This window comes from Streptomyces cinnabarinus (assembly GCF_027270315.1).
GTDB classification, from domain to species: Bacteria; Actinomycetota; Actinomycetes; order Streptomycetales; family Streptomycetaceae; genus Streptomyces; species Streptomyces cinnabarinus.
The window spans coordinates 2,704,215-2,725,579 of sequence record NZ_CP114413.1; the positions used below are offsets into that span (position 1 = coordinate 2,704,215).

At 69.3% G+C, this 21,365-nt stretch carries 10 protein-coding genes; 3 read left to right on the forward strand and 7 right to left on the reverse strand.

The genetic code is table 11. The features are described from left to right. Nucleotides 1–40: 40 nt before the first annotated feature. Entirely contained in the window at nt 41–5,434 is a 5,394-nt protein-coding gene (gene pulA / locus STRCI_RS12235) for a pullulanase-type alpha-1,6-glucosidase (RefSeq protein ID WP_269658933.1), read from the reverse strand. Between the two features lie 129 nt (nt 5,435–5,563). After that, entirely contained in the window at nt 5,564–6,940 is a 1,377-nt protein-coding gene (locus STRCI_RS12240) for an alpha-amylase (protein WP_269658934.1), read from the reverse strand. A gap of 209 nt (nt 6,941–7,149) precedes the next feature. Between STRCI_RS12240 and STRCI_RS12245 the strand changes: the two genes are divergently transcribed. After that, the gene (locus STRCI_RS12245) at nt 7,150–9,216 is read left to right on the forward strand and encodes a carbohydrate-binding module family 20 domain-containing protein (protein WP_269658935.1); all 2,067 of its coding nucleotides are present in this window, start codon (nt 7,150–7,152) and stop codon (nt 9,214–9,216) included. A gap of 64 nt (nt 9,217–9,280) precedes the next feature. On the opposite strand, the gene STRCI_RS12250 is transcribed toward STRCI_RS12245, so the two are convergent. The 4 genes from STRCI_RS12250 to STRCI_RS12265 form a co-directional block, all read right to left on the reverse strand. After that, nucleotides 9,281–10,960 (reverse strand): glycoside hydrolase family 13 protein, encoded by a 1,680-nt coding sequence (locus STRCI_RS12250; RefSeq protein WP_269658936.1) that lies wholly within the window; start codon nt 10,958–10,960, stop codon nt 9,281–9,283. Between the two features lie 132 nt (nt 10,961–11,092). Next, on the reverse strand, nt 11,093–12,001 hold the full coding sequence (locus STRCI_RS12255; protein WP_269658937.1) for a sugar ABC transporter permease: 909 nt from the start codon (nt 11,999–12,001) through the stop codon (nt 11,093–11,095). Between the two features lie 13 nt (nt 12,002–12,014). Continuing rightward, a complete protein-coding gene (locus tag STRCI_RS12260) occupies nt 12,015–13,019 on the reverse strand; it encodes a carbohydrate ABC transporter permease (RefSeq protein ID WP_269658938.1) in 1,005 nt (334 codons plus the stop codon). Nucleotides 13,020–13,124: 105 nt separating this feature from the next. Continuing rightward, complete coding sequence (locus STRCI_RS12265; protein WP_269658939.1) at nt 13,125–14,396, reverse strand: extracellular solute-binding protein; 1,272 nt, start codon at nt 14,394–14,396, stop codon at nt 13,125–13,127. 382 nt (nt 14,397–14,778) lie between these two features. Between STRCI_RS12265 and STRCI_RS12270 the strand changes: the two genes are divergently transcribed. Together STRCI_RS12270 and STRCI_RS12275 are read left to right on the forward strand one after the other, a co-directional pair. Beyond that, the gene (locus STRCI_RS12270) at nt 14,779–15,813 is read left to right on the forward strand and encodes a LacI family DNA-binding transcriptional regulator (RefSeq protein WP_269658940.1); all 1,035 of its coding nucleotides are present in this window, start codon (nt 14,779–14,781) and stop codon (nt 15,811–15,813) included. A 131-nt stretch (nt 15,814–15,944) separates the two neighbouring features. Beyond that, nucleotides 15,945–16,811: a phosphatase PAP2 family protein gene (locus tag STRCI_RS12275; RefSeq protein WP_269658941.1), complete on the forward strand. Its 867-nt coding sequence runs from the start codon at nt 15,945–15,947 to the stop codon at nt 16,809–16,811. Here the strand turns inward: STRCI_RS12275 and STRCI_RS12280 are convergent. Further along, a complete protein-coding gene (locus STRCI_RS12280; protein WP_269658942.1) occupies nt 16,808–21,343 on the reverse strand; it encodes a bifunctional trypsin-like peptidase domain-containing/SEL1-like repeat protein in 4,536 nt (1,511 codons plus the stop codon). The genes STRCI_RS12275 and STRCI_RS12280 overlap by 4 nt on opposite strands. Nucleotides 21,344–21,365 lie beyond the last annotated feature (22 nt).

Below are 21,365 nucleotides of genomic sequence, written 5' to 3' on the forward strand. Positions count from 1 at the left end.
GTCCCCGCGAAGGGTCCGCCCCACCCAACCTAGTGCGATGTCAGCCGATTTGGGCGAACACCGCCACAGTGCGCCCCGGAACGGCGAAGGTGCCGGATTCCTTCTCGTACGACGAACCCTTGACGATAGAATCCGCGCCCGATGCCTGCGTCCGGTGCAACGCGTAGCTCTTTCCGGCCAGTTCGGCGATCCGCTGCTGCTGCGCGTCCGGGGTCGCGTTGAACACGACCACGAGGTCGCCGAGCGTCATGGTGATCACGCCGGGCGTCTCCTCCGTGCCGGACAGCGGGAAGCCGAGCTTCGACTGGACCTGGTCGGCGGTGCCGAGCGAGAACACGCTCTCCGTCGAGCGGATCCGCAACAGGTCCCGGTACGCGGCCGAGGCCCCGTCGATCTGCTCGCAGCCCACCTTCACCGCGGCGAGCAGCGGCTTGGCGTAGGACCACTTGGACTGGTTGTCGGCGGCCATCGGCAGCCCGCGGCCCATGCCGTTGCCGTCGGCGCAGTTCCAGTGGATGGCGTTGAACCAGTCGCCGCTGTCGTAGGAGTTGCGGTCCAGGGACTTGGAGCGCAGCAGGTCGGTGCCCGCCTGAGAGAGCGCCGGGCCCTGCGAGAGGGTGGCGGTCGCCATGGCGAGGACCTGCATCCGGGCCCGGTCGTCGGCGCTCGTCGTCGCGGGCAGCTTGAACGCGAGGGCGTCGAACAGGGACTCGTTGTCGTGCGCGTCGGCGTAGGCGAGCGCGTCGCCCGGTGCGTCCGCGTAACCGGCGGGCTGGCCGTTGTAGTCGACCTCGGCGCCCTTGACCTCCTTGCCGCTGGTGTCGGTGAACCGGTAGCCCGCGAGGTTGCCGGACAGACCCACCTTGATCAGGTCCTGGTAGTGCAGCAACCGGGCCTTCTGCTCGGCCGTGGTGCCGTTGTTCTTCGAGGAGTTGGGCTCGTTGTAGAGACCGGAGGCGAAGCCCTGGACGCCCGGGTCCTCGTCGAAGGGGCCGCCGCCGCGCACCGCGTCACGGGCGCGGTCGGAGAAGGTGGCGACGCCGGTGCCGGCCATGTTCTTCTGGGTGGCCTGGACGAAGCGGGCGTCGTCGGCGATCTCACCGAAGTTCCAGCCCTCGCCGTACAGGATGATCTTCTTGCCGTCGACGCCGTCTTTCGCCAGGGTCAGGGCGTCGAGGGCCTCGCGGACCGCGAGGATGTTCTCCTTCGGGTGGTGGCCCATGAGGTCGAAGCGGAAGCCGTCGACCTTGTACTCCTTGGCCCAGGTGACGATCGAGTCCACGACGAGCTTGCCCATCATGGCGTTCTCGGTGGCCGTGTTGGCGCAGCAGGTGCTGTTGGCGACCGAGCCGTCGGCGAGGAGCCGCTGGTAGTAGCCGGGCACGATCCGGTCCAGGACGCTGGTCGCGGCCTGTCCGCTCGACGCGGTGTGGTTGTAGACCACGTCCATGACGACCCTGAGGCCGTCCTCGTTCAGCGCCTTGACCATCTGACGGAACTCGACGTTGCGGGTGGTGCCGTCCGGGTCGGTCGAGTAGGAGCCCTCGGGGACCGTGTAGTGGTACGGGTCGTAGCCCCAGTTGTAGGCGTCCTTCGCGGCGATCTTCGCCACGCACGCCTGCTGCTCCTCGGAGTCGGCCGGGTAGGAGGCCAGGTCGCAGTCGGCGGTCTGCTGGTCCGTCTTCTTCTCGGGGATGGTCGCGATGTCGAACGCGGGCAGCAGATGGACGTACGACGTGCCCGCCTCGGCCAGCTTGCGCAGGTGCTTGGAGCCGTCGCTGAGCTTGTCGGTGAAGGCCCGGTAGGTGCCCCGGTCGGAGGCCGTGGAGTCCTCGACCGAGAAGTCCCGCACGTGCAGTTCCTGGATCTGCGCGTCCTTCAGCGGCACCGCCCTGGGCTTGGTGTACGTCGACCAGCCCGCCGGGGCCAGCGACTTGTCGCCGAGGTCGACGGCCAGGCTGCGCTGGGAGTCGGCGGTCAGGGCGAGCGAGTAGGGGTCGGTGACCTTGTTGGTGACGATCTGGCGGACGCTGGGCGCCCACACCTTCACGACGTACCGGTAGGGCTTGTTCTTCCAGGTCGCCGGGCCGGTGACGGACCAGACGCCGGTGGCGGAGTCGCGCTTCATGGCGACGGTGGAGTCACCGATCTCCAGCTTGACCGACTGCGCGGTGGGCGCCCAGACGGACAGCGTGGGCCGCCCCTTGCTGAACGTCGGGCCGAGGTCGGCGCCGGTGGCGTCGTACAGGTCGTCCAGGACGCCCGCGATCTGCACGCCGGTCGCGGTGAGGACGGCGCCGTTGGCCGCGCGCTGGGAGGCGACGACCTGACCGCGCAGGGCCTCGCGGACCCGGTCCCGGTCACGGGGGTCGACGGTCCAGGCGGTGTACGCCTTCAGGTGCGGGAACTTCGCCTTCTGGGCGTCGGTGAGCGTGCTCTTCGACAGGCGCAGCCACTGCTGGTCGTCGCCGGTCAGGGCGCCGTCCTTCACCGCGATGGAGCCGGTGCCGGAGTAGAGCAGCTGGGTGGAGGCGGCGGCCTCGGAGCCGTTCCAGGCGACGGTGTTCCGGTCGATCCAGACCGCCTTGGAGGTGGTCAGGTCGAGCGCGGCCGCGCTGCCCGCGGGCTGCGGCAGCAGGTACTTCTCCTGGCCGCTCACCAGCCACACCTCGTGGCCGTTGGCCTTGAGGTCCAGCGACTGGTCGGCGGGCAGGTCCTTCTCGTCGCCCTTGTGCAGGATGTAGCTGAGGCTGGTGGCCCCGTCGGTGAGCGGTACCTCGAAAACCGCGCCATAGGCATCAGTCTTCACCGGCTTCAGCGGGTTCGACCACTCGGTGGGGTTCGCGGCACCCGTCCAGGTGTGCAGGCCCCAGCCGTCGTAGTTGCCGTCCGCGCGGTGGTAGTGCAGGACGGCCTTGGACTTGTCCTGGGCCGGGTACTCGGGCCGCTCGGTCTGTACGGCCTCCTTGCCCTGCTCGATCCAGATCTCGCCGTGCTTGGTGACATCGATGGTGCGGTCGGCGGAGACGTCCTTGTTGCCGTCCTTGTCGATGACCAGGTACCCGATGCTGGAGGCGCCGGGCTTCAGCTTGACGTAGGCGAAGGCGCCGTAGGCGTCCCGGCCGATGAAGGGGTGGCTGTCGGGCCAGTTGGTGGACTCGCCCTCGGCGAGGTCGCCCCAGGCGTACAGGCCCCAGTCGGTGTAGTCGCCGTCCGCGCGCTTGTAGTGGACGATCGCGTAGTCCCGGGAGGAGGCGGTGGGGATCTCCTCGGCGGGCGGGGTGCCGGTGGTGGAGGCGGCGGTCGCGCTCGCGGTGCGGCCGGCCGAGTCGATCACGACGGCCTTGTAGCGCAGGGCGGTGCCGGCGGGTACGTCCTCGCCGATGACCTGGGTGACCTTGTACGGGGCGTGGTCGGCGGAGCCGAGCGTCCGCCACTTGCCGTTGCCGGTCTGGGCGGCGAAGACGACGCGGTTGAGCTGTCCGCCGTCGACGTCGGCGGCGATCTCCACGGTGCCGGTGGCTCCGGCGGCCGGGGCCTTGAGGGTGAGGGCCGGCTTGGCGGCGGGGGCGCCGAGGCGCCCGGTGGCCTTGAGGACCACGGCGGATCCGGCGGGGACGGTGACGGTGAGCTTCTTGTCGGCGTCGGAGGCCGCGGTGGCGTCGGTGCCGTAGAGGCCCCGGAAGGCCAGGTTCGCCGAGCCGGTCGCGAAGGTCGCCGTCTTCGCCTCGCTCGCGTTGTTGAAGGCGACGACGTACTCGGTGCCCGTCTTCGCGTCGGTGCGGGAGACGGCGTAGATGCCGGCGCCGTCGGCCGCGTAGCGCTCGGTCTGGACGCCGTCGGTCAGGGCCGGGTGGGCCTTGCGGAGCTTGGCGAGAGCACTGATCTGCTGGTAGAGCGGTGCGCTCGTGTCGTAGGCGTTCTCGGCGTGGGTGCGGTCGGTGCCGATCTGGTCGTCGTCCAGGTAGTCGGCGGTCTTGGAGGCGAACAGGGTCTGGCGGGCGTCCTTGTCGCCGCCGGAGCCGGTGAAGCCCTGCTCGTCGCCGTAGTAGACGACCGGGTTGCCGCGGTTGAGGAACATCAGCTCGTTGGCGAGCTTCGCCTTCTTCAGCAGCTCGGCGTCGGTCGCGTCCTTGTCGTCCTGGTTCAGGAAGTACCCGATGCGGCCCATGTCGTGGTTGCCGAGGAAGGTGACCTGCTCGTACGCGTTGGCCTTGCCGGTCGTGTACTTGTAGTCGGCGCCGAAGACGGACGCGAGCCGCTGCGCGCTGCCGCCCTGGGAGGCGTACTGCCGGGCCGCCTCCTGGAAGGGGAAGTCGAGCGTGGCGTCCAGGCGGCCCTGGGTGACGTACGGGGAGGTGATGTCCGGGTCGGCGGAGTACACCTCGCCGAACATGAAGAAGTCGTCGCGGCCCTGCTTGGCCGCGTAGGAGTCGAGGGCGGTGGCCCACTGGGTCCAGAACTCCATGTTGACGTGCTTCACGGTGTCGATGCGGAAGCCGTCGATGTCGAAGTCCCTGACCCACCGCTGGTAGATCTTCTCCATCCCGCTGACCACCTCGGGACGCTCGGTCCACAGGTCGTCGAGGCCGGAGAAGTCACCGTGCAGGGCGCTCTCGCCGGCGAAGGTGGAATCGCCCCGGTTGTGGTACATCGTCGGGTCGTTGAGCCACGACGGGACCTTGTTGTTCTTGGACACCTTCGGCGTGCGGGCGAAGGAGTCGGTGTCGACGGCCGGGAAGTCCCGCTCGCCGTCGGCATAGTCGGCGTCGTCGAAGGGCTCGCCGTCCTTCGTCAGGTACGGGAAGGCGCCCTTGGCGAGGTAGTCGTAGGACTTCTCCTCGTAGTCGACGACGTCGGCGGTGTGGTTGGTGATGACGTCGAAGTAGACCTTCATGCCCTTGGCGTGCGCCTTGGCGATGAGGGTCTCCAGGTCCTTGTTGGTCCCGAAGTGCGGGTCGACCTGGGTGAAGTCGGTGATCCAGTACCCGTGGTAGCCGGCCGAGGCGTTGGCGCCGGTGCCCTGCACGGGCTGGTTCTTGAAGATCGGCGCCATCCAGATGGAGGTGGTGCCGAGGCCCTTGATGTAGTCGAGCTTCTTGGTCAGGCCCTTGAGGTCGCCGCCCTGGTAGAAGCCCTTGTCGGTGGGGTCGTACCCGGTCGAGAGGCGCGAACCGGTCAGTCCGCCCTTGTCGTTGCCGGTGTCGCCGTTGGCGAAGCGGTCCGGGAGCACGAAGTAGAACTGCTCGCGGGTGACGTCGTGCCGGGCGGGCTCGGCCGCGAGCCTCGCGTCCGACGGGGGCGCGGGCGGGGTATCGGCTCGGGCCGCCAGCGGCTGGACGAGTGCCGCGGCCAGCGCGGTCACGGTGACCGCGGCGACCCGTCCGGCCTGCGCGGTGCGGCGCCTGGGCGGCGCCGGCCATCTAGGTATCACTGACGTGAACTCCTTGCGATACGGCTCTGTTGGGTCCGACCCCGCGCGACCGTATCGCCGCCGTAAGCGTTACAGCAAGAGTCCTGAAATGATTGGTAAGAGCTTTCAGCTCCGGAGGCCGTCGGCGGCTCAGCAGCTGGACTTGCCCGCGTAGATCGCCAGCGCGGTGTTGGAGCCGAGTGTGGCCGAGAACTGACCGCTGGAGTTCACGGTCACGGCGGTGTTGTTCTGCACGTTGCAGTACGTCCCCGCGGGCAGGGAGGTCTGGTAGGTGCGGGTGAGACTGCCCGACTCGTGGTTGATGGCGACGTAGCCCTTGGCACCCCGGCCGAAGGCGATGGCGTCGGCGCCGTTGTCCCACCAGTTGGTCACCGACTCACCGCGGGTGGCGTTGCGGAAGGCGACCATGCGCATGATCTCGGGCCACTTGTGCTGGCACTTCCAGCCGTCCTGCCAGCAGGCGTTGACGGTGCCGCCGTTGGGCGGGCCCGCGTCGATGTCGGACCACTCGTAGGCGGAGTTGATGTCCGGGGCGCCGTAGGGGTAGGCGAGCATGAAGACGTTGGCGAGGGTGTAGTTCGCCCCGTCCTTGTAGTTGAGCGTGGAGCCGTTGCGCTCGGTGTCGTGGTTGTCGACGAAGACACCGGAGACGGAGCTGCTCATATAGCCCCAGCCCTCGCCGTAGTTCTTCAGGTAGGCGAGGTTCTCGTTGTTGAAGACGCGCTTGAGGTCGTAGGCGTAGCGGAACTCCTGGACGTCGCCGTTGCCGGTGTACTCGGTGGGCTGGACGGCCTCGCCGCTGCCGTAGATGGCCTCCTGCTTCCAGTACACGGAGGTGTTGGTGAGGCGCGACTTGATGTCGGCGAGGTCGGCGGCGGGGATGTGCTTGGCCGCGTCGATGCGGAAGCCGTCGACGCCGAGCGAGAGCAGGTCGTTCATGTACCCGGCGATGGCGCCGCGGACGTAGGACTCCCCGGTGTCGAGGTCGGCGAGGCCGACCAGCTCGCAGTTCTGGACGTTCGCGCGGTCCGCGTAGTTGGTGATCTGCGCGGTGCAGTTGTCGAAGTCGTAGGAGGAGTACAGGCCTGGGTAGTTGTACTTGGTGTACGACGATCCGCCGGTGCCGGTGCCACTGCCCGCGGACATGTGGTTGATGACGGTGTCGACGACGACCTTCACCCCGGCCGAGTGGCAGGTGTTGACCATGTTCTGGAAGGCGGTACGGTCGCCGAGGCGCCCGGCGATCTTGTAGCTGACGGGCTGGTACGACGTCCACCACTGCGCGCCCTGGATGTGCTCGGCGGGCGGCGAGACCTGGACGTAGCCGTAGCCGGCGGGGCCGAGGGTGTTGGTGCACTCCTTGGCGACGGAGGCGAAGTTCCACTCGAACATCACCGCGGTGACGTCCTTGGTGCCGGGCGGGGAGGCGTAGGCGGCGGTGGGGGTCAGCACGCCGGCCGCCGTGGCGGTGAGCGCCGTCGCGGCGACGGACCATCTGCGTATCACGGGTGGCTCCTTGGGGGGATGGCCAGGCGTCTTTGCCCGGCGTTTGCGGAACGTACCCCTAACGAAACGTTTACAGCAAGAGGCTTGAAACTCACAGCAAGAAGTTTCAACAACCTATTGACGGGTCCCTCTCAACTCCCGCACGCTCACCAGTTGTTGAAACACGGTGAATCCTCTTGCAACCCCAACCCCCTCTTCCGGAGCCGCACATGAGCAGACACCGACCGCCCGGTGTCCTTCGCCGCACCGCGAGTCTGACAGCCGCGGGCGCCCTCGCCCTGGCCGGGGCGATCGCCCTCCCCGCCCCCGCGGCCCAGGCCGACGCCACGACCTCCGGCGATGTGATCGCCAACCTGTGGTCCTACAACTGGGACTCGGTCGCCGCCGAGTGCACGGACGTACTCGGCCCGAACGGCTACGGCGCGGTGTGGGTGGCCCCGCCCGCCGAGTCGCTGAAGCAGACCAACTACTACTGGTGGGACGTATACCAGCCCTACTCCTACGAGCTCAGCGGCCGCTTCGGGACGGCGGCCGACTTCGCCTCGATGGTGGACGCCTGCCATGACGCGGGGGTGAAGGTGTACACGGACGCGGTGATCAACCACACCGCGGCCCAGACCGGCACCGGCTACAACGGCACGACGATCAGCAACAAGTACGACACCCCCGACTGGGACCCGGACGACTTCCACACCTCGGCGGAGTGCTCCGACTCCGACCTGATCATCGACGACTGGTCCAACCTCACCGAGATCCAGAACTGCGAACTACTGGGCCTGCCCGACCTGGAGACCGAGGACGACGACGTCCGCTCGGGCATCGCCGGCTACCTGAACAAGCAGATCGCGCTGGGCGTCGACGGCTTCCGGATCGACGCGGCCAAGCACATGCCGGTGGCCGACCTGAACGCGATCTGGGCGAAGCTGGACAACACGACCTCGGGCGCGGAGCCGTACATCTTCCAGGAGGTGTACCCCGGCTCGACCCCGGCCGCCTCGGACTACTACTCCGCGGGTGACGTCCTGGACTTCTCCTACGCGAGCAAGGTGAAGTCGTCGTTCCAGGGCAACATCAGCGACCTGGAGTCGCTGCCCTCCTCCGGGGCGCTCACCCCCGCCAACTCGGTGTCCTTCGTGACCAACCACGACACCGAGCGCAACGGCCTGCACCTGAGCTACAAGGACGGCGACACCTACCGGCTGGCGAACATCTTCCAGCTCGCCTACAAGTGGTCGACGCCGACGGTCTACTCGGGCTTCGAGTTCTCCTCCTCCGACCAGGCACCCCCGAACGCGAACGGGTTCGTGACGGACACGAACTGCGCCTCCGACTGGTCCTGCCTCCAGCGGGACACCGCGATCACCGGCATGGTGAAGTGGCACAACGCGGTCGGCTCGGAGTCGGTGACCAACTGGTCGAGCAAGTCCTCGAACGTCATCGGCTTCGGCCGCGGCACGGCCGGCTACGTCGCGATCAACAACGGCTCGTCGGCGGCCACGTACACCTTCGCTACCGGCATGGCGGACGGCAGCTACGCCAACGTCGTCGACAACGGCGCCTCCACGGTGACGGTGTCGGGCGGCAACGCCACGCTGACGGTTCCCGCGAAGAGCGCCGTCGCCTTCTACGACGGTGAGTTCACGCCCTGCGACACCGCCTGCGAGGAACCGGACGACGGCACCTCGACGGTGACGGCGACCTTCAACGAGTACGCGGCCACCAGCTCCGGCCAGGACGTGTACGTCGTCGGCTCGATCGCGGCGCTCGGCAGCTGGGACACCGCCAAGGCGGTCAAGCTGTCGTCGTCCGGCTACCCGGTCTGGTCCGGCGCGGTGAGCGTGCCGGTCAGCACGTCCTTCGAGTTCAAGTACATCAAGAAGGACAGCTCCGGCAACGTCACCTGGGAGTCCAACGCCAACCGCTCCGGTGCCACCACGACGTCGGCACTGGCCTTCAACAACTCCTGGAACGTGGCGAGCGCCGCCGCCACCGACGTCACCTTCAATGTCACGGCCACCACGGACTTCGGCACCAACGTCTACGTGGTCGGCTCGATCGCCTCGCTCGGCTCCTGGGACACGGACGACGCGATCCCGCTGTCGTCGGCGTCGTACCCGACGTGGAGCAAGCTGGTGATCGTCCCCAAGAGCACGACCTTCGCGTACAAGTTCGTCAAGAAGGACGGCTCCGGGAACGTGACCTGGGAGTCCGGCACCAACCGCGCGTACACGACGGGCAGTTCGGCGGGCTACTCGACGGCTGACGCCTGGAAGTAGATCTCGCGGTGACACGACGGAGGGCCCGCCGGAGCGGGCCCTCTGTTGGTGTGGGTACCGACTGTCAGGCGGTCGTCCACCAGGCCGTGGTGTCGGCGGGGAGCTTGGCCTCGCCGTCCACCTCGGCGATCTCGCCGCTGGCGAGGAGCAGTCGGCCGTGGGCCGGGGTGGTCACCGACTCGCCGGACGTGTTCGCCACGCAGACGAACTCGCCGCGGCGGAAGGCCAGTACGCCCTCGGGGGCCTTCAGCCACTCCACCGCCTCACCGGCGCCCAGGTCCGGGTGCTCGCGGCGGGCGGCCAGGGCCGCACGGTAGAGCTCCAGGGTCGAACCCGCGGTGCCGGACTGCGCCTCCACGCTCAGCTCGGCCCAGACCGCCGGCTGCGGCAGCCAGCTGCCGCCACTGCCGAAGCCGTACGACGACCCCTCGCGGGTCCACGGGATCGGCACCCGGCAGCCGTCGCGGAAGCCGTCCTGGCCCGCGCCGCGGAAGAACGCCGGGTCCTGGCGGACCTCGTCGGGCAGGTCGACGACGTCCGGCAGACCGAGTTCCTCGCCCTGGTAGACGTAGGCCGAACCGGGCAGTGCCAGCATGAGGAGGGTCGCCGCACGCGCCCGGCGCAGGCCCAGGTCCCGGTCACCGGCGGTGCGGATCTGGGTGCCGAGGCCCGGCGGGTTGGCGAAGCGGGTGGCGTGCCGGGTCACGTCGTGGTTCGACAGGACCCAGGTCGCCGGGGCGCCCACCGGGCGCATCGCCTCCAGGGTGCGGTCGATGCAGGTGCGCAGCTGCTCGGCGTCCCATTCGGTGCCCAGGTACTGGAAGTTGAAGGCCTGGTGCAGCTCGTCGGGGCGGACGTAGTTCGCGGTGCGCTCGACGGTCGGCGTCCACGCCTCGGCGACGAAGATGCGCTCGGCGTCGTACTCGTCGAGGATCAGCCGCCACTTGCGGTAGATGTCGTGCACGCCGTCCTGGTCGAAGAACGGCATGACATCGTTGCCCAGCAGCTTGAGCTGATCATGGGATCCGAGGTCCGGCAGGCCCTCGGCCTTGACCATGCCGTGCGCCACGTCGATCCGGAAGCCGTCGACGCCCATGTCCAGCCAGAACCGCAGGATCGAGCGGAACTCGTCGCCGACGGCCGGGTGGTCCCAGTTGAAGTCGGGCTGCTCGGGGGCGAAGAGGTGCAGGTACCACTCGCCGGGCGTGCCGTCCGGTTCGGTGACCCGCGTCCACGCCGGGCCGCCGAAGATGGACTCCCAGTCGTTGGGCGGCAGTTCGCCGTTCGCGCCCTTGCCGGGGCGGAAGTGGTAGCGGTCGCGCAGCGCGGAGCCGGGGCCCTCGCGCAGTGCCCGCTTGAACCACTCGTGCTGGTCGGAGGAGTGGTTGGGCACGAGGTCGACGATGATCCGCAGGCCCACCTCGTGCGCGTCGCGGATGAGCGCGTCGGCGTCGAGGAGGTTGCCGAACATGGGGTCGACGGCCCGGTAGTCGGCGACGTCATAACCGGCGTCGGCCTGCGGCGAGGCGTAGAAGGGGCTCAGCCACACGGCGTCCACGCCGAGGTCGCGCAGATAGGGAAGTCGGGAGCGTACGCCTTCCAGGTCGCCCATGCCGTCGCCGTTGCTGTCGGCGAAGCTGCGCGGATAGACCTGGTAGATCACCGCGTCCCGCCACCAGTCGCGACGATGAGCGACGGTGGCGACGGCGGAGTTCGGTGCCGGGTCGGCGGAGTGCTGGCTCATGGTGTCCTTGATACGTAAACGATTCGCGGTCATGGGGCTGCGTCGGAAGGCGGTCATCGAGGCGGCCGCGGCATCAGCGGGGTCGGATGGACACTGCGGCCGCCTCGGGTCTGGGGCCTGGCGGCCCGGGCATCAGCCCTTCGTGCCACCCGCGGTCAAACCGGTGACCAGGTTCTTCTGCACGAGATAGAAGAACGCGGAGACCGGTATCGCGATCAGCACGGCCGTCGCGGCCATGTACTGCCGCTGCGCGTCGTGTTCGCTGACGAAGGTCTGCAGCGCGACGGCGAAGGTGTACTTCGTGTCCGACAGCATGAACGTCGAGGCGAAGGCGACCTCGCCGAAGGCGGTGATGAAGCTGTAGAAGCCGGCGACCGCGAGCCCGGGCTTGGCGAGCGGCAGGATCAACCGTACGAACGTGCCGAAGGGGGACAGTCCGTCGACCCGCCCGGCCTCGTCGATCTCGAACGGGATCGTGTCGAAGTAGCCCTTGAGCAGCCAGGCGCAGTACGGCACCGCGGTCGAGCAGTAGACCAGGATCAGACCCAGGTAGCTGTCGACGAGCTGGAGGTCGGAGAGGATCTGGTACATCGGCACGATGAGGACGGCGATCGGGAACATCTGGGTGACCAGAAGGACCCACATGAACTTCTTGTAGCCCGGGAAGCGCATCCGCGAGACCGCGTAGCCGGTGGTCGCGGCGATGATCACGCCGATGAACGTGGTGCCGAGGGACACGATCAGCGTGCTCCACAGCCAGTCGAAGAAGTTGGTGTCCTTCAGGACGAACGAGTAGTTGTCCAGCGTCATCTTCCCCCAGATGTCACCGGGGTGGAGATAGTCGTCCTTGTCCGGGCCGAGGGACAGGAACACCAGCCAGGCGATGGGGAAGAGGGCGACCAGGCTCGCCACGATGAGGATGCCGTGCGAGACGGCGGAGGCCGCGAGGCCGCGCTCGCCGCGCCGGCGCACAGTGCCCGGGGTGGTGGCCACGGGGATCTCCTTCTTCACCTCGGCGGAGGTCTCAACGGTAGTGCTCATGGGGACTCCTGCCTCAGATCGCGAGCTGCTCGTCATTGCGGTTCAGCCAGCGGCGGTAGAAGGAGGTGAAGACGATCAGGATGGCCAGCAGCAGCATTCCGTAGGCGGCCGACTGGGCGAAGTCGCGCGGCTGCTGTCCGAAGCCGAGGTAGTAGGCCCAGGTGACCAGGATCTGGGCGTCCGGGGCGGTGTCGCCGAACAGCAGGAAGATGATGGCGAACTGGTTGAAGGTCCAGATGATGCCGAGCAGGATCACGGTGGAGCTGACCGAGCGCAGGCCCGGCAGGGTGACGTAGCGGAACTGCTGCCACCGGCTCGCGCCGTCCATCTCGGCGGCCTCGTAGAGGGTGGAGTCGATGGACTGCAGTCCGCCGAGCAGCGAGAGCATCATGAACGGCACACCGCACCAGGTGTTGACCATGATCGCGGCGAACCGCTGCCAGAAGGTGTCCTCCAGCCAGGCCGGGGTCGGCAGGTGCAGGAACTCCAGGAAGGAGTTGATCACGCCGCCGTCGGCGAGCATGAAGCGCCAGCCGAAGACGGTGACGAAGGTCGGCACGGCCCAGGGCAGGATCAGGATCAGCCGGTACAGGGTGCGGCCGCGCAGCTTCTGGTTGAGCAGCAGCGCGAGGCCGAGGCCGATGGTGTAGTGCAGGGCGACACAGGTGGCCGTCCACACGATCGTCCAGATGAAGTGGGACCAGAACCGGTCGTAGGAGGTCTCGCCCCACAGGATGTCGGCGTAGTTGTCGAAGCCGATGAACTTGTAGGTGGCCTCGATCTCGTTGACGCCGATGGTGCGGGCCGTGTTGAGGCTGTTGGCGTCGGTGAGGGTCAGATAGAAGCCGTAGGCCAGGGGGTAGAGCACGAGGACGCCGAGGACGACGATCACGGGCGTGATCATCGCGTAGGCGTACCAGTGCTTCTGGTATGCGTGCTTGAGGCGCTGGCCCAGCCCGGGCCGCGGCGCGCGATCACCGCGGCGCTTGCCGGTGGCGCGGTCGATGGCGACTGTCATGGTTCTCGACACCTTCTGGAAGATCAGGAGTTGGGCCAGGCCAAGACCTGCGACCGCCGGGTCCCTCCCCCCTGTTTCAGGCGGGACCCGACGGTCACGGGTGGATTACTTGCTGAAGTCCGGCACCAGCTTGGCGATGGCGGTCTCAGCGCTGCTCAGGCCCTCGTCGAGGTCCTTCTTGCCACCGGCGATGGCGAGCAGCTCGGTGTCCACCGGGCCCCACAGGGAGCTGTACTCGGGCAGCGCCGGGCGCGGCTGGGCGGCGGCGAGCACGGTCTGGTAGCCCGCGATGCCCGGGTCGGCCTTGACCTCGGCGGTGTAGGCGTCATCGCGCGTCGGCAGGGTGGAGTTCTTCAGCGCGATGGTCTCCTGGGCGTGCGCGGAGGTCATGAAGTTCACGAACTTCAGGGACGCCTCCTGGTGCGCCGCGTCCGAGCCCGCGTAGACGGACAGGTTGTGACCGCCGGTCGGGGCGCCCGCCTCGCCGGTGGAACCGGCCGGGACGGTGACGATGCCGAGGTTGTTCTTGTCCTTGAACGCGGAGCCCTTGTAGAAGTTGGTGATCTCCCACGGGCCCTGGATGATCGAGGCGACCTTGCCGCTGACGAACGCCTCCTGGATGTGGGCGTAGGCGTCGGCGGTGGTGTCGGCCTTGTGCAGGCCCTTGCCGTCGAAGAGGTCCAGCCAGGTGCCGTACGCCTTCTTGGCCTCGGCGGAGTTCACCGTGATCTTCTTGGCGTCGGCGTCGACGGTGTCGGTGCCCTCGCCGTAGAGGAAGGACTGGGCGTAGTAGGCCTGGGTGGAGCCCCAGTAGCCGTCGACACCGGTCTTGGCCTTGATCTTGGCGGCGGCCTTCTTCAGGTCGTCCCAGGTCTTGGGGGCCTCGACGCCGGCCTTCTCGAAGAGCTCCTTGTTGTACACAAGGGCGAGGGTGTCCGTGGTGAACGGAGCGCCGTACGTCTTGCCCTCGTACTTGGCCTGCTCGATCAGGTTCGGCTTGAACTTGGCCTCGTCCGCGAGGGCCTCGGTGCCGTCCAGCGGCAGGAAGAAGCCCTTCTTGGCGAAGGCGGGGGTCCAGCCGACCTCGGAACGCAGGATGTCCGGGGCGCCCTTGGAACCGGCGGCGGTGTCGAACTTGTTCTGCGCCTGGTCGAAGGGGACGTTGACGTACTTGACCTTGATGTTCTTGTTGGCGGCCTCGAATTCCTTGACCAAGGCCTGGTACGTCGGCGCCTCATTCGTGGCGTTGGAGGTGTCCCACCAGGTGATGGTGACCGGACCGTCGGCCTTGTCGCCGCTGTCGCTGTCTCCGCCGCAGGCCGTCGCCGCGAGGGCGAGGGACGCCACCAGCGCGGTGGCCGCTATGCCACGCCGCATGAGTTCTCCTTGAGGGTGAAAGCCCGTGTGGTGCAGGGGCAGGCCCCGTCTGCCTGCTCCCGCTGTCGTGCCGACTGCGCCGTTGCGGCCGCCGGGCGTCGTGAACGTAACAGCGATGTAAGCGCTGCGAAAGACCTTGCAGAAAAAAAGTGCAAGGCATCACCGAAGTTACCCGGGCGTGACCTCCCGGCGACTGCTGTGAGACCGTTGTTCTGCGGGGTTGAGCGGGGGCGGGGGGTGTTGTGCAAGACTCTGCAAGCTCTTGCCATCCGTTTCACGAGGGGACGCCATGTCGCAGCAAGGCGCGTCGCGCCGGTCAACCGTCCGCACCCGACGCCCGATTGGTGTGCAAGGCGAGATACGACCGGTACAGTCCGGTGGCGTGACCACACGGCTTGCGGATATCGCTGCGCAGGCGGGGGTGAGCGAAGCGACCGTCAGCCGGGTCCTCAATGGGAAGCCGGGCGTCGCCGCCACCACCCGCCAGTCCGTGCTGGCTGCCCTCGACGTCCTGGGCTACGAGCGCCCGGTCCGTCTGCGGCAGCGCAGCGAAGGCCTCGTGGGCCTGATCACCCCGGAGCTGGAGAACCCGATATTCCCGGCCCTCGCCCAGGTCATCGGCCAGGCGCTGACCAGGCAGGGCTACACGCCGGTGCTCGCCACCCAGACTCCGGGCGGCTCCACCGAGGACGAACTGACCGAGATGCTCGTCGACCGCGGGGTCGCGGGCATCATCTACGTCTCCGGACTGCACGCGGACACCACCGCCGACATGCAGCGCTACGAGCGGCTGCGCGCCCAGGGTGTCCCCTTCGTCCTCGTCGACGGCTTCTCCCCCAAGGTGCAGGCGCCGTTCATCTCCCCCGACGACCGCGCGGCGATGACGCTCGCGGTGACGCATCTGGCCTCGCTCGGCCACACCCGCATCGGCCTGGCGCTCGGCCCGAAGCGGTTCGTCCCGGTCCAGCGGAAGATCGAGGGCTTCGTCCGCGCGATGCAGGACCAGCTGAGCCTGGCCGCCGAGGTCATAGAGACCGAGCTGGTGCAGCACTCGCTGTACACCCTGGAGGGCGGCCAGGCGGCCGCCATGGCGCTGATGGACCGCGGCTGCACCGCGGTGGTCTGCGCCAGCGACATGATGGCGCTGGGCGCGATACGGGCGGCCCGGCAGCGGGGCCTGGAGGTCCCGAAGGACATCTCGGTCGTCGGCTTCGACGACTCCCCCCTCATCGCCTTCACCGACCCGCCGCTGACGACCGTCCGCAAGCCGGTCCCGGCGATGGGCCAGGCCGCGGTGCGCACGTTGCTGGAGGAGATCGGCGGGACTCCCGCGCCGCACAGCGAGTTCGTGTTCATGCCGGAACTGGTGGTGCGCGGTTCGACCGCTTCGGCCCCTGGGGACCGAAATCGTCCCTAGGGCGGATGGCGAACGGGCCGGTGCCGTGCGGCCGTAGGAGAGCGGGGCATCCGTCCGTGGTAGAACGTGCGACCGGAACCGGACCAGGGGATGATCGGTGGGGGAAGGCGTTTCTGGCAGACTCTGTGCCTATGGGTGACACGACCGTGACCGAGCTGGAAGACCGCACACAGGCGGCCGCTCCTGACCCCGTCACGGCTTCGGACCGGCCCGGTCTGCTGCACCGGCTGCGCGCCCCGCGCCGGCCCCGGCTGTGGTTCGAGATCCTCCTGATCGCGGTGAGTTACTGGACGTACTCACTGATCCGCAACGCGGTCCCGGAGCAGCGGGCCGAAGCTCTGCGTAACGCCGACTGGATCTGGAACGCGGAGCACACCATCGGGGCCGCCTTCGAGCACTCGGTCAACCAGGCCGTGAACTCGGTGACTTGGCTGATCGTGGGCATGAACTACTACTACGCGACGCTGCATTTCATCGTCACGCTGGGTGTCCTCGTATGGCTCTACCGTAGTCACCCAGGCCGCTACGCGGCGACCCGTATGGTGCTCTTCGCCACCACGGGTGTGGCCCTGCTCGGTTACTATCTGTATCCGCTCGCGCCGCCCCGGCTGATGACCGGCGGCAACTTCATCGACACCGTGCTGGTCCACCAGACCTGGGGCTCGATGGCCTCGGGTGACCTGAAGAACATGTCGAACCAGTACGCCGCGATGCCGTCGATGCACATCGGCTGGTCCCTGTGGTGCGGGCTGACCATCTTCGCGCTCGCCTCCCTCCCGTGGGTCCGCATCCTCGGCCTCCTCTACCCGGTGCTTACCCTGGTGGTCATCGTCGCCACCGCCAACCACTTCTGGCTGGACGCGGTGGGCGGCCTCCTCTGCCTGGCCTTCGGCTACACGGTGGCCCGGCTCTGGTACGGAGCGTTGCCGCACTCCCTGCCCCAGCTGGCCCCGGCGCGCACGCCCCGGCGGACCCTGCTGCCGATGAGGAAGCGCTAGCCCTCCTCCAGCGCGGCCTGCGCCTCCTGACTTCCGGCTTCGGCGGCCTGTTGCCACCAGGCGACGGCACCGTCCGGGTCCTCCTCCAAGAGCTGACGGCCGAGGTTGTACATCGCGTTCGCGTCCCCCTGGTCGGCCGCCCGCTCCCACCAGGCACGCGCCTGACCGTCCCGGCCGAGGCTGCTCAGCAGTGACCCCAGACTGTTCATGGCGTTGACGTTGCCGGTCGCGGCGGCGCGCTCCAGGAGCTCCTGCGCGGCGTCGAAGCGCTCCTCGTCCCGGAGCTGGAGGCCGATGTTGTTCATCGCGTCCGGATCTCCGAGGTCCGCGGCCCGCCGCCAGTACTCGGTGGCCGCGTCCTGGTCCTCGTCCATCACCAGGACGCCGAGGTTGTACAAGGCTTCCGCGTTGCCCTCGGCGGCCGCCCGCTCCAGCCACTCCCGGGCCGCGGGCGGATCCTCGTCGAGCAGGGTCATCGCGAGATTGCGCATCGCCTCGTCGAAGCCGGACTCGGCGGCCATCCGGAACCAGAGCCGCGCTCCTTCCGTGTCCCCCGCCTCGTGCACATCCAGGCCCAGGTTGTTCATCGCCGTGTGATGCCCGGCGTAAGCAGCCTCCCGGAACCAGTCGCGGCCGGACCGGCGGCCCTCGCGGGAGGCCAGGAGGCCGAGCCAGTTCATCGCGTTGGCGTCACCCGCGTCGGCGGCGCGGCGCAGCCAGAGCCGGGCCTCGTCCGGATCGTCGTCGAGGAGCATGCCACCGAGATGGCTCATGGCCAGGGCGCTGCCCGCATCCGCGGCCTCGCGGAGCCAGTGGCGGGCGGTCGTCGGGTCACCGCTGTTCATCAGGTACGTTCCGTAGTTCAGCATCCCGTAGACGTCACGGGTCTGCGCTGCCCGCTCCCGCCACTCCCGCGCGGCCTCGGGGTCCTCCGCGCCGATGAGCAGGCCGTACAGCCCCATGGCCTCAGCGTCCCCGGCGTGTGCCAGCGGTTCGAACGCGGACCGCGCCACTCTCTCCCGCAGTGCCTCCATGGCGTGCCAGCCGATGGCCCTGCGGGGCTCCGGGTCGTCGGAACAGGCGGCCAGCGCCTCGTGCCAGACCTGGTCCGGGACCGGCGGTGGCTCCCTGCCGTCGCGGATCTCCACGGCTTGCAGGCCGCCGACATGGGGCTCGCCTTCGATGTCCGCGTCATCGGTGTCCTCGTCATCGGTGTCCTCGTACATCAGGGAGAACCCGGTCTCCCGCCCCTCGACCCACACCGGCGCCATCGCCCAGGCGAGCGCATCCTCCAGTTCCGCGGTCGAGGCGGGGACGTCCAAGTAGATGTCGTTGACCAGGGCGAAGGCGATGTCCTTGGGTACCCCGCGCCCGATCCCCGTGCGGTGCCAGTCGCGCACCGCCGTGAGCAGTGCCTGCCGGAGCGGGTCCGGATCGGCGTCCTGCTCCAGGAACCTGTCCTTGGCCACGTACAGATCCGATCTGAACCGCCATTCGCCCGCCTCCTCGGGGTCGGAGACGGCCAGCAGCTCCGCGAGCTCCGCCATGGCGTCGGGGTCCCCCGCCTGCGCCGCCGCCCGGAGCCACGGCAGAGCCGCCTGTACGTCCTCGGCCAACAGCAGGTGCCCGAGGGCGTTCGCCGCGTCGGTGTGGCCGGCTGTCGCGGCCCGGGTCCACCAGGCTCGCGCGCCTTCGTGGTCACCGGCGCCGGCCAGCCGGCGGCCCAACTCGTGCATCCCGTCCACGTCGCCCGCATCCGCGGCCAATCGCAGCCAGGGAAGGGCCTCCTCGTGGGACTCGGTCATCGCTCCGAGGGCCGCCATCGCCGCAGGCTCTCCGGCGTCGGCGGCCCGCTCGTAGCACCGCCGTGCCGCTTCGGGGTCGCCGAGCTGGGCGTGCAGGTCGCCCAGGGCGAACGTACAGGTCGCGCTTCCGGCGTCCGCACCCCGTTCGAGCCACGAGCGGTATCCGTCGTTGACATCGCCGTCGTTGAAGGCCAGCACGGCGAGGTTGAGCATGGCGTCGGTGTTGCCCGCGTCGACGGCCCGCAGCCACCAGTAGCGGGCGCCGGCGGCGAGGTCGTGCTGCGACAGTTCGATGCCCAGATTGCGCATGGCCTCCGTATGGCCGGACTCGGCCGCCCGGTGCAGCCAGTCCAGGGCGCCCTCGTGATCGCCGCGCCTGGCCAGGACCGTGCCGAGGTTGTGCATTCCCTCCTCGCTGCCGTCCTCCGCCGCCTTGCGGAACCAGCTCTCGGCCTCGGCCTCGTCCACGTCGTCGAGCAGCAGACCGAGGTTGTTCATGGCCAGCGCGTTGCCGGTCCCGGCGGCCTGCCGGAACAACTCCCTGGCCTGGTCCGGGTCCTGCGCGTACAGCAGGGTGCCGAGGCTGTTCATCGCCTCGTCGTCGCCCGCCGCGGCAGCCCGTCGGAACCACTCCTGAGCGGCCCACGGATCGTCGTCCTCCAACAGCCTGGCCAGATCGACCATCGCGGAGACACTGCCGGCCTCCACCGCGCGCTCGAACCACAGTCGTGCCTCGGCGGGTTGGTCCCGGCTCAGGTGGGCGCCGAAGTTGCGCAGCGCGTAGACGTCCCCGGTCTCCGCGGCGCGCCGCATCCACCGGGTGCCGTCCTCGGGGTCCTCCGCCAGCAGCCCGACGATCCCCATGGCCTCGGCCTGTCCGGCTTGGGCGAGCGGGGCGAACGCCCGCCGGGCGACGTCCTGTTCGTCCGAGCCGATCGCCCGCCAGCCGACCGCCGACAGCGCGTCGTCGTCACCGGCGGCCACGTCCAGGGCCGCCTCCCACACCGGTCGGGGCACCGGGGGCAAGGCGTCCCGACCGTCGTAGTCCTGCACGTAGTCGTTCACGGTGAGCGTGTCCGTGGCCGGGTCCGCCATCAGCAGGCTGTGCGCGCTGCGCCGGCCGCCGACGGCGACGGGGGCGAGCGACCAGTGCAGCGCCTCCTCCAACTCACCCTCCGTGGCGGGCTCGTCCAGGTAGGCCCGGTCCACGAGGGTGTACGCGACGGACCGTGGGATGGGGACGGTGAGACCGGTGCGGTGCCAGTCGAGCACCGCGCGCAGCAGGGACGAGCGGCACGGATAGTCGTCCGGCTCGGAGTTGAGCATGCGCTGCACCAGTTGGGGTCCGGCCACGCACCACACGCCGAGCGCGATCCGCATGGCGACGGCCTGCCGCAGGGCGGGATGGGCCACGCGCTGGGGCACCCGGGTGCGTTCGGCGCCCGACCACTCGCGCTGCCATTCGACGCGCCGGACCAGGGCCCGGTCGGTGAGCGCCTCGCCGACCGGGTTGTGGGACTCGGCGAGGGCGGCGAGCTCGTCGGAGCGGATGGTGCCGACCACCACGACGCCCGAGGAGAGGAGCCGGCGCAGCATCTCCCGCAGCCCGCCGTGCTGGTAGCGCTCGATGTCGTCCAGCCACACCAGGGCGGAGCCGATGTCGTCCAGCGGCAGTTCGGTGACCGCGGCCAGCATGTCCTCGACCGGGCGCAGCAGCCGGTGCCGCGGGAACTGCCGACGGACCGCCTCCGCCACCGAACGGCTCTTGCCCGCCCCGGACTTGCCAGCGAGCAGCAGCATGCGGCGGGTGCGGGCCGCCTCGGCCAGCGCCTGGCCCAGCTCGTGGTCGCCGTCCCGGCGTACGTAGTTGAGGAAGGGGGGCTCGCCGGGCAGGTCGACGCTCTTCACGCCGTACGCGCCGAGGTCGTCCAGCTGATGGAGCCGGGCGGGCATGCCCTCGGGGCCGAGGCAGATCACGGACAGGGCCCGCCGGAAAGCGGCGGCGTGCCGCGCCTGCGCGCGAACCGGGGCGCCGTTGAGCCGGGCCAGCGCGGACCCGAACCCGGGGACGGCGTCGAGGACCTCGGCCAGCGGTACGCAGTACAGCCGACGATGCTGGTGCTCGCGGTCCACCGCGACGACGACCGCCGCGAGCCGTCCGTCGGCGAGCACCACGCCGGAGCCGGACATCCCGCCCCACCCCGCCGGTGAGGAGGCGGTGGAACTCTCGGCGTCGAGCGGCATCCAGGCCCGGGGCAGCGGCCGCCCGGTACCGACCGGTGCCTTCGCCTGGCCGCTGGGCAGCAGCATGCCGGTGATCTGCTCGGTCTGCCGTACAACGGGTCTCGGGCTGTCCGGCCCGGACCGCTGGGTCTCCTGGTCGGGGAAGCCGATGGACTCGCAGCCGGGCTCCGCGCGACCGCCGAGCCGGACTAGGACCGGTGAGGCGGAGGCGGGGACGAGCCAGCTGTGCGCCTGCGGCTCGCCGTCGGGGACGACCAGCAGGGCCAGGTCCCAGTCCGCGTCCTCCCAGACCACGCGCATCGGCACCCAGCCGCCCACGCGCTGCTGCGCGCGCCGTACCACCCGGGCGAGGACACCGTCCGCACCGCCCGCCACGACATGCCGGGCGGTGAGCACCCCCCGCATCCCGATCACCACTCCAGAACCCTGCCGGCCCGGCGGCGCCCAGATCTCGGCCAGCCGGTCGTCCCACAGTGAGCCCATGCCCCGCTCCCCGTGCCCGCTC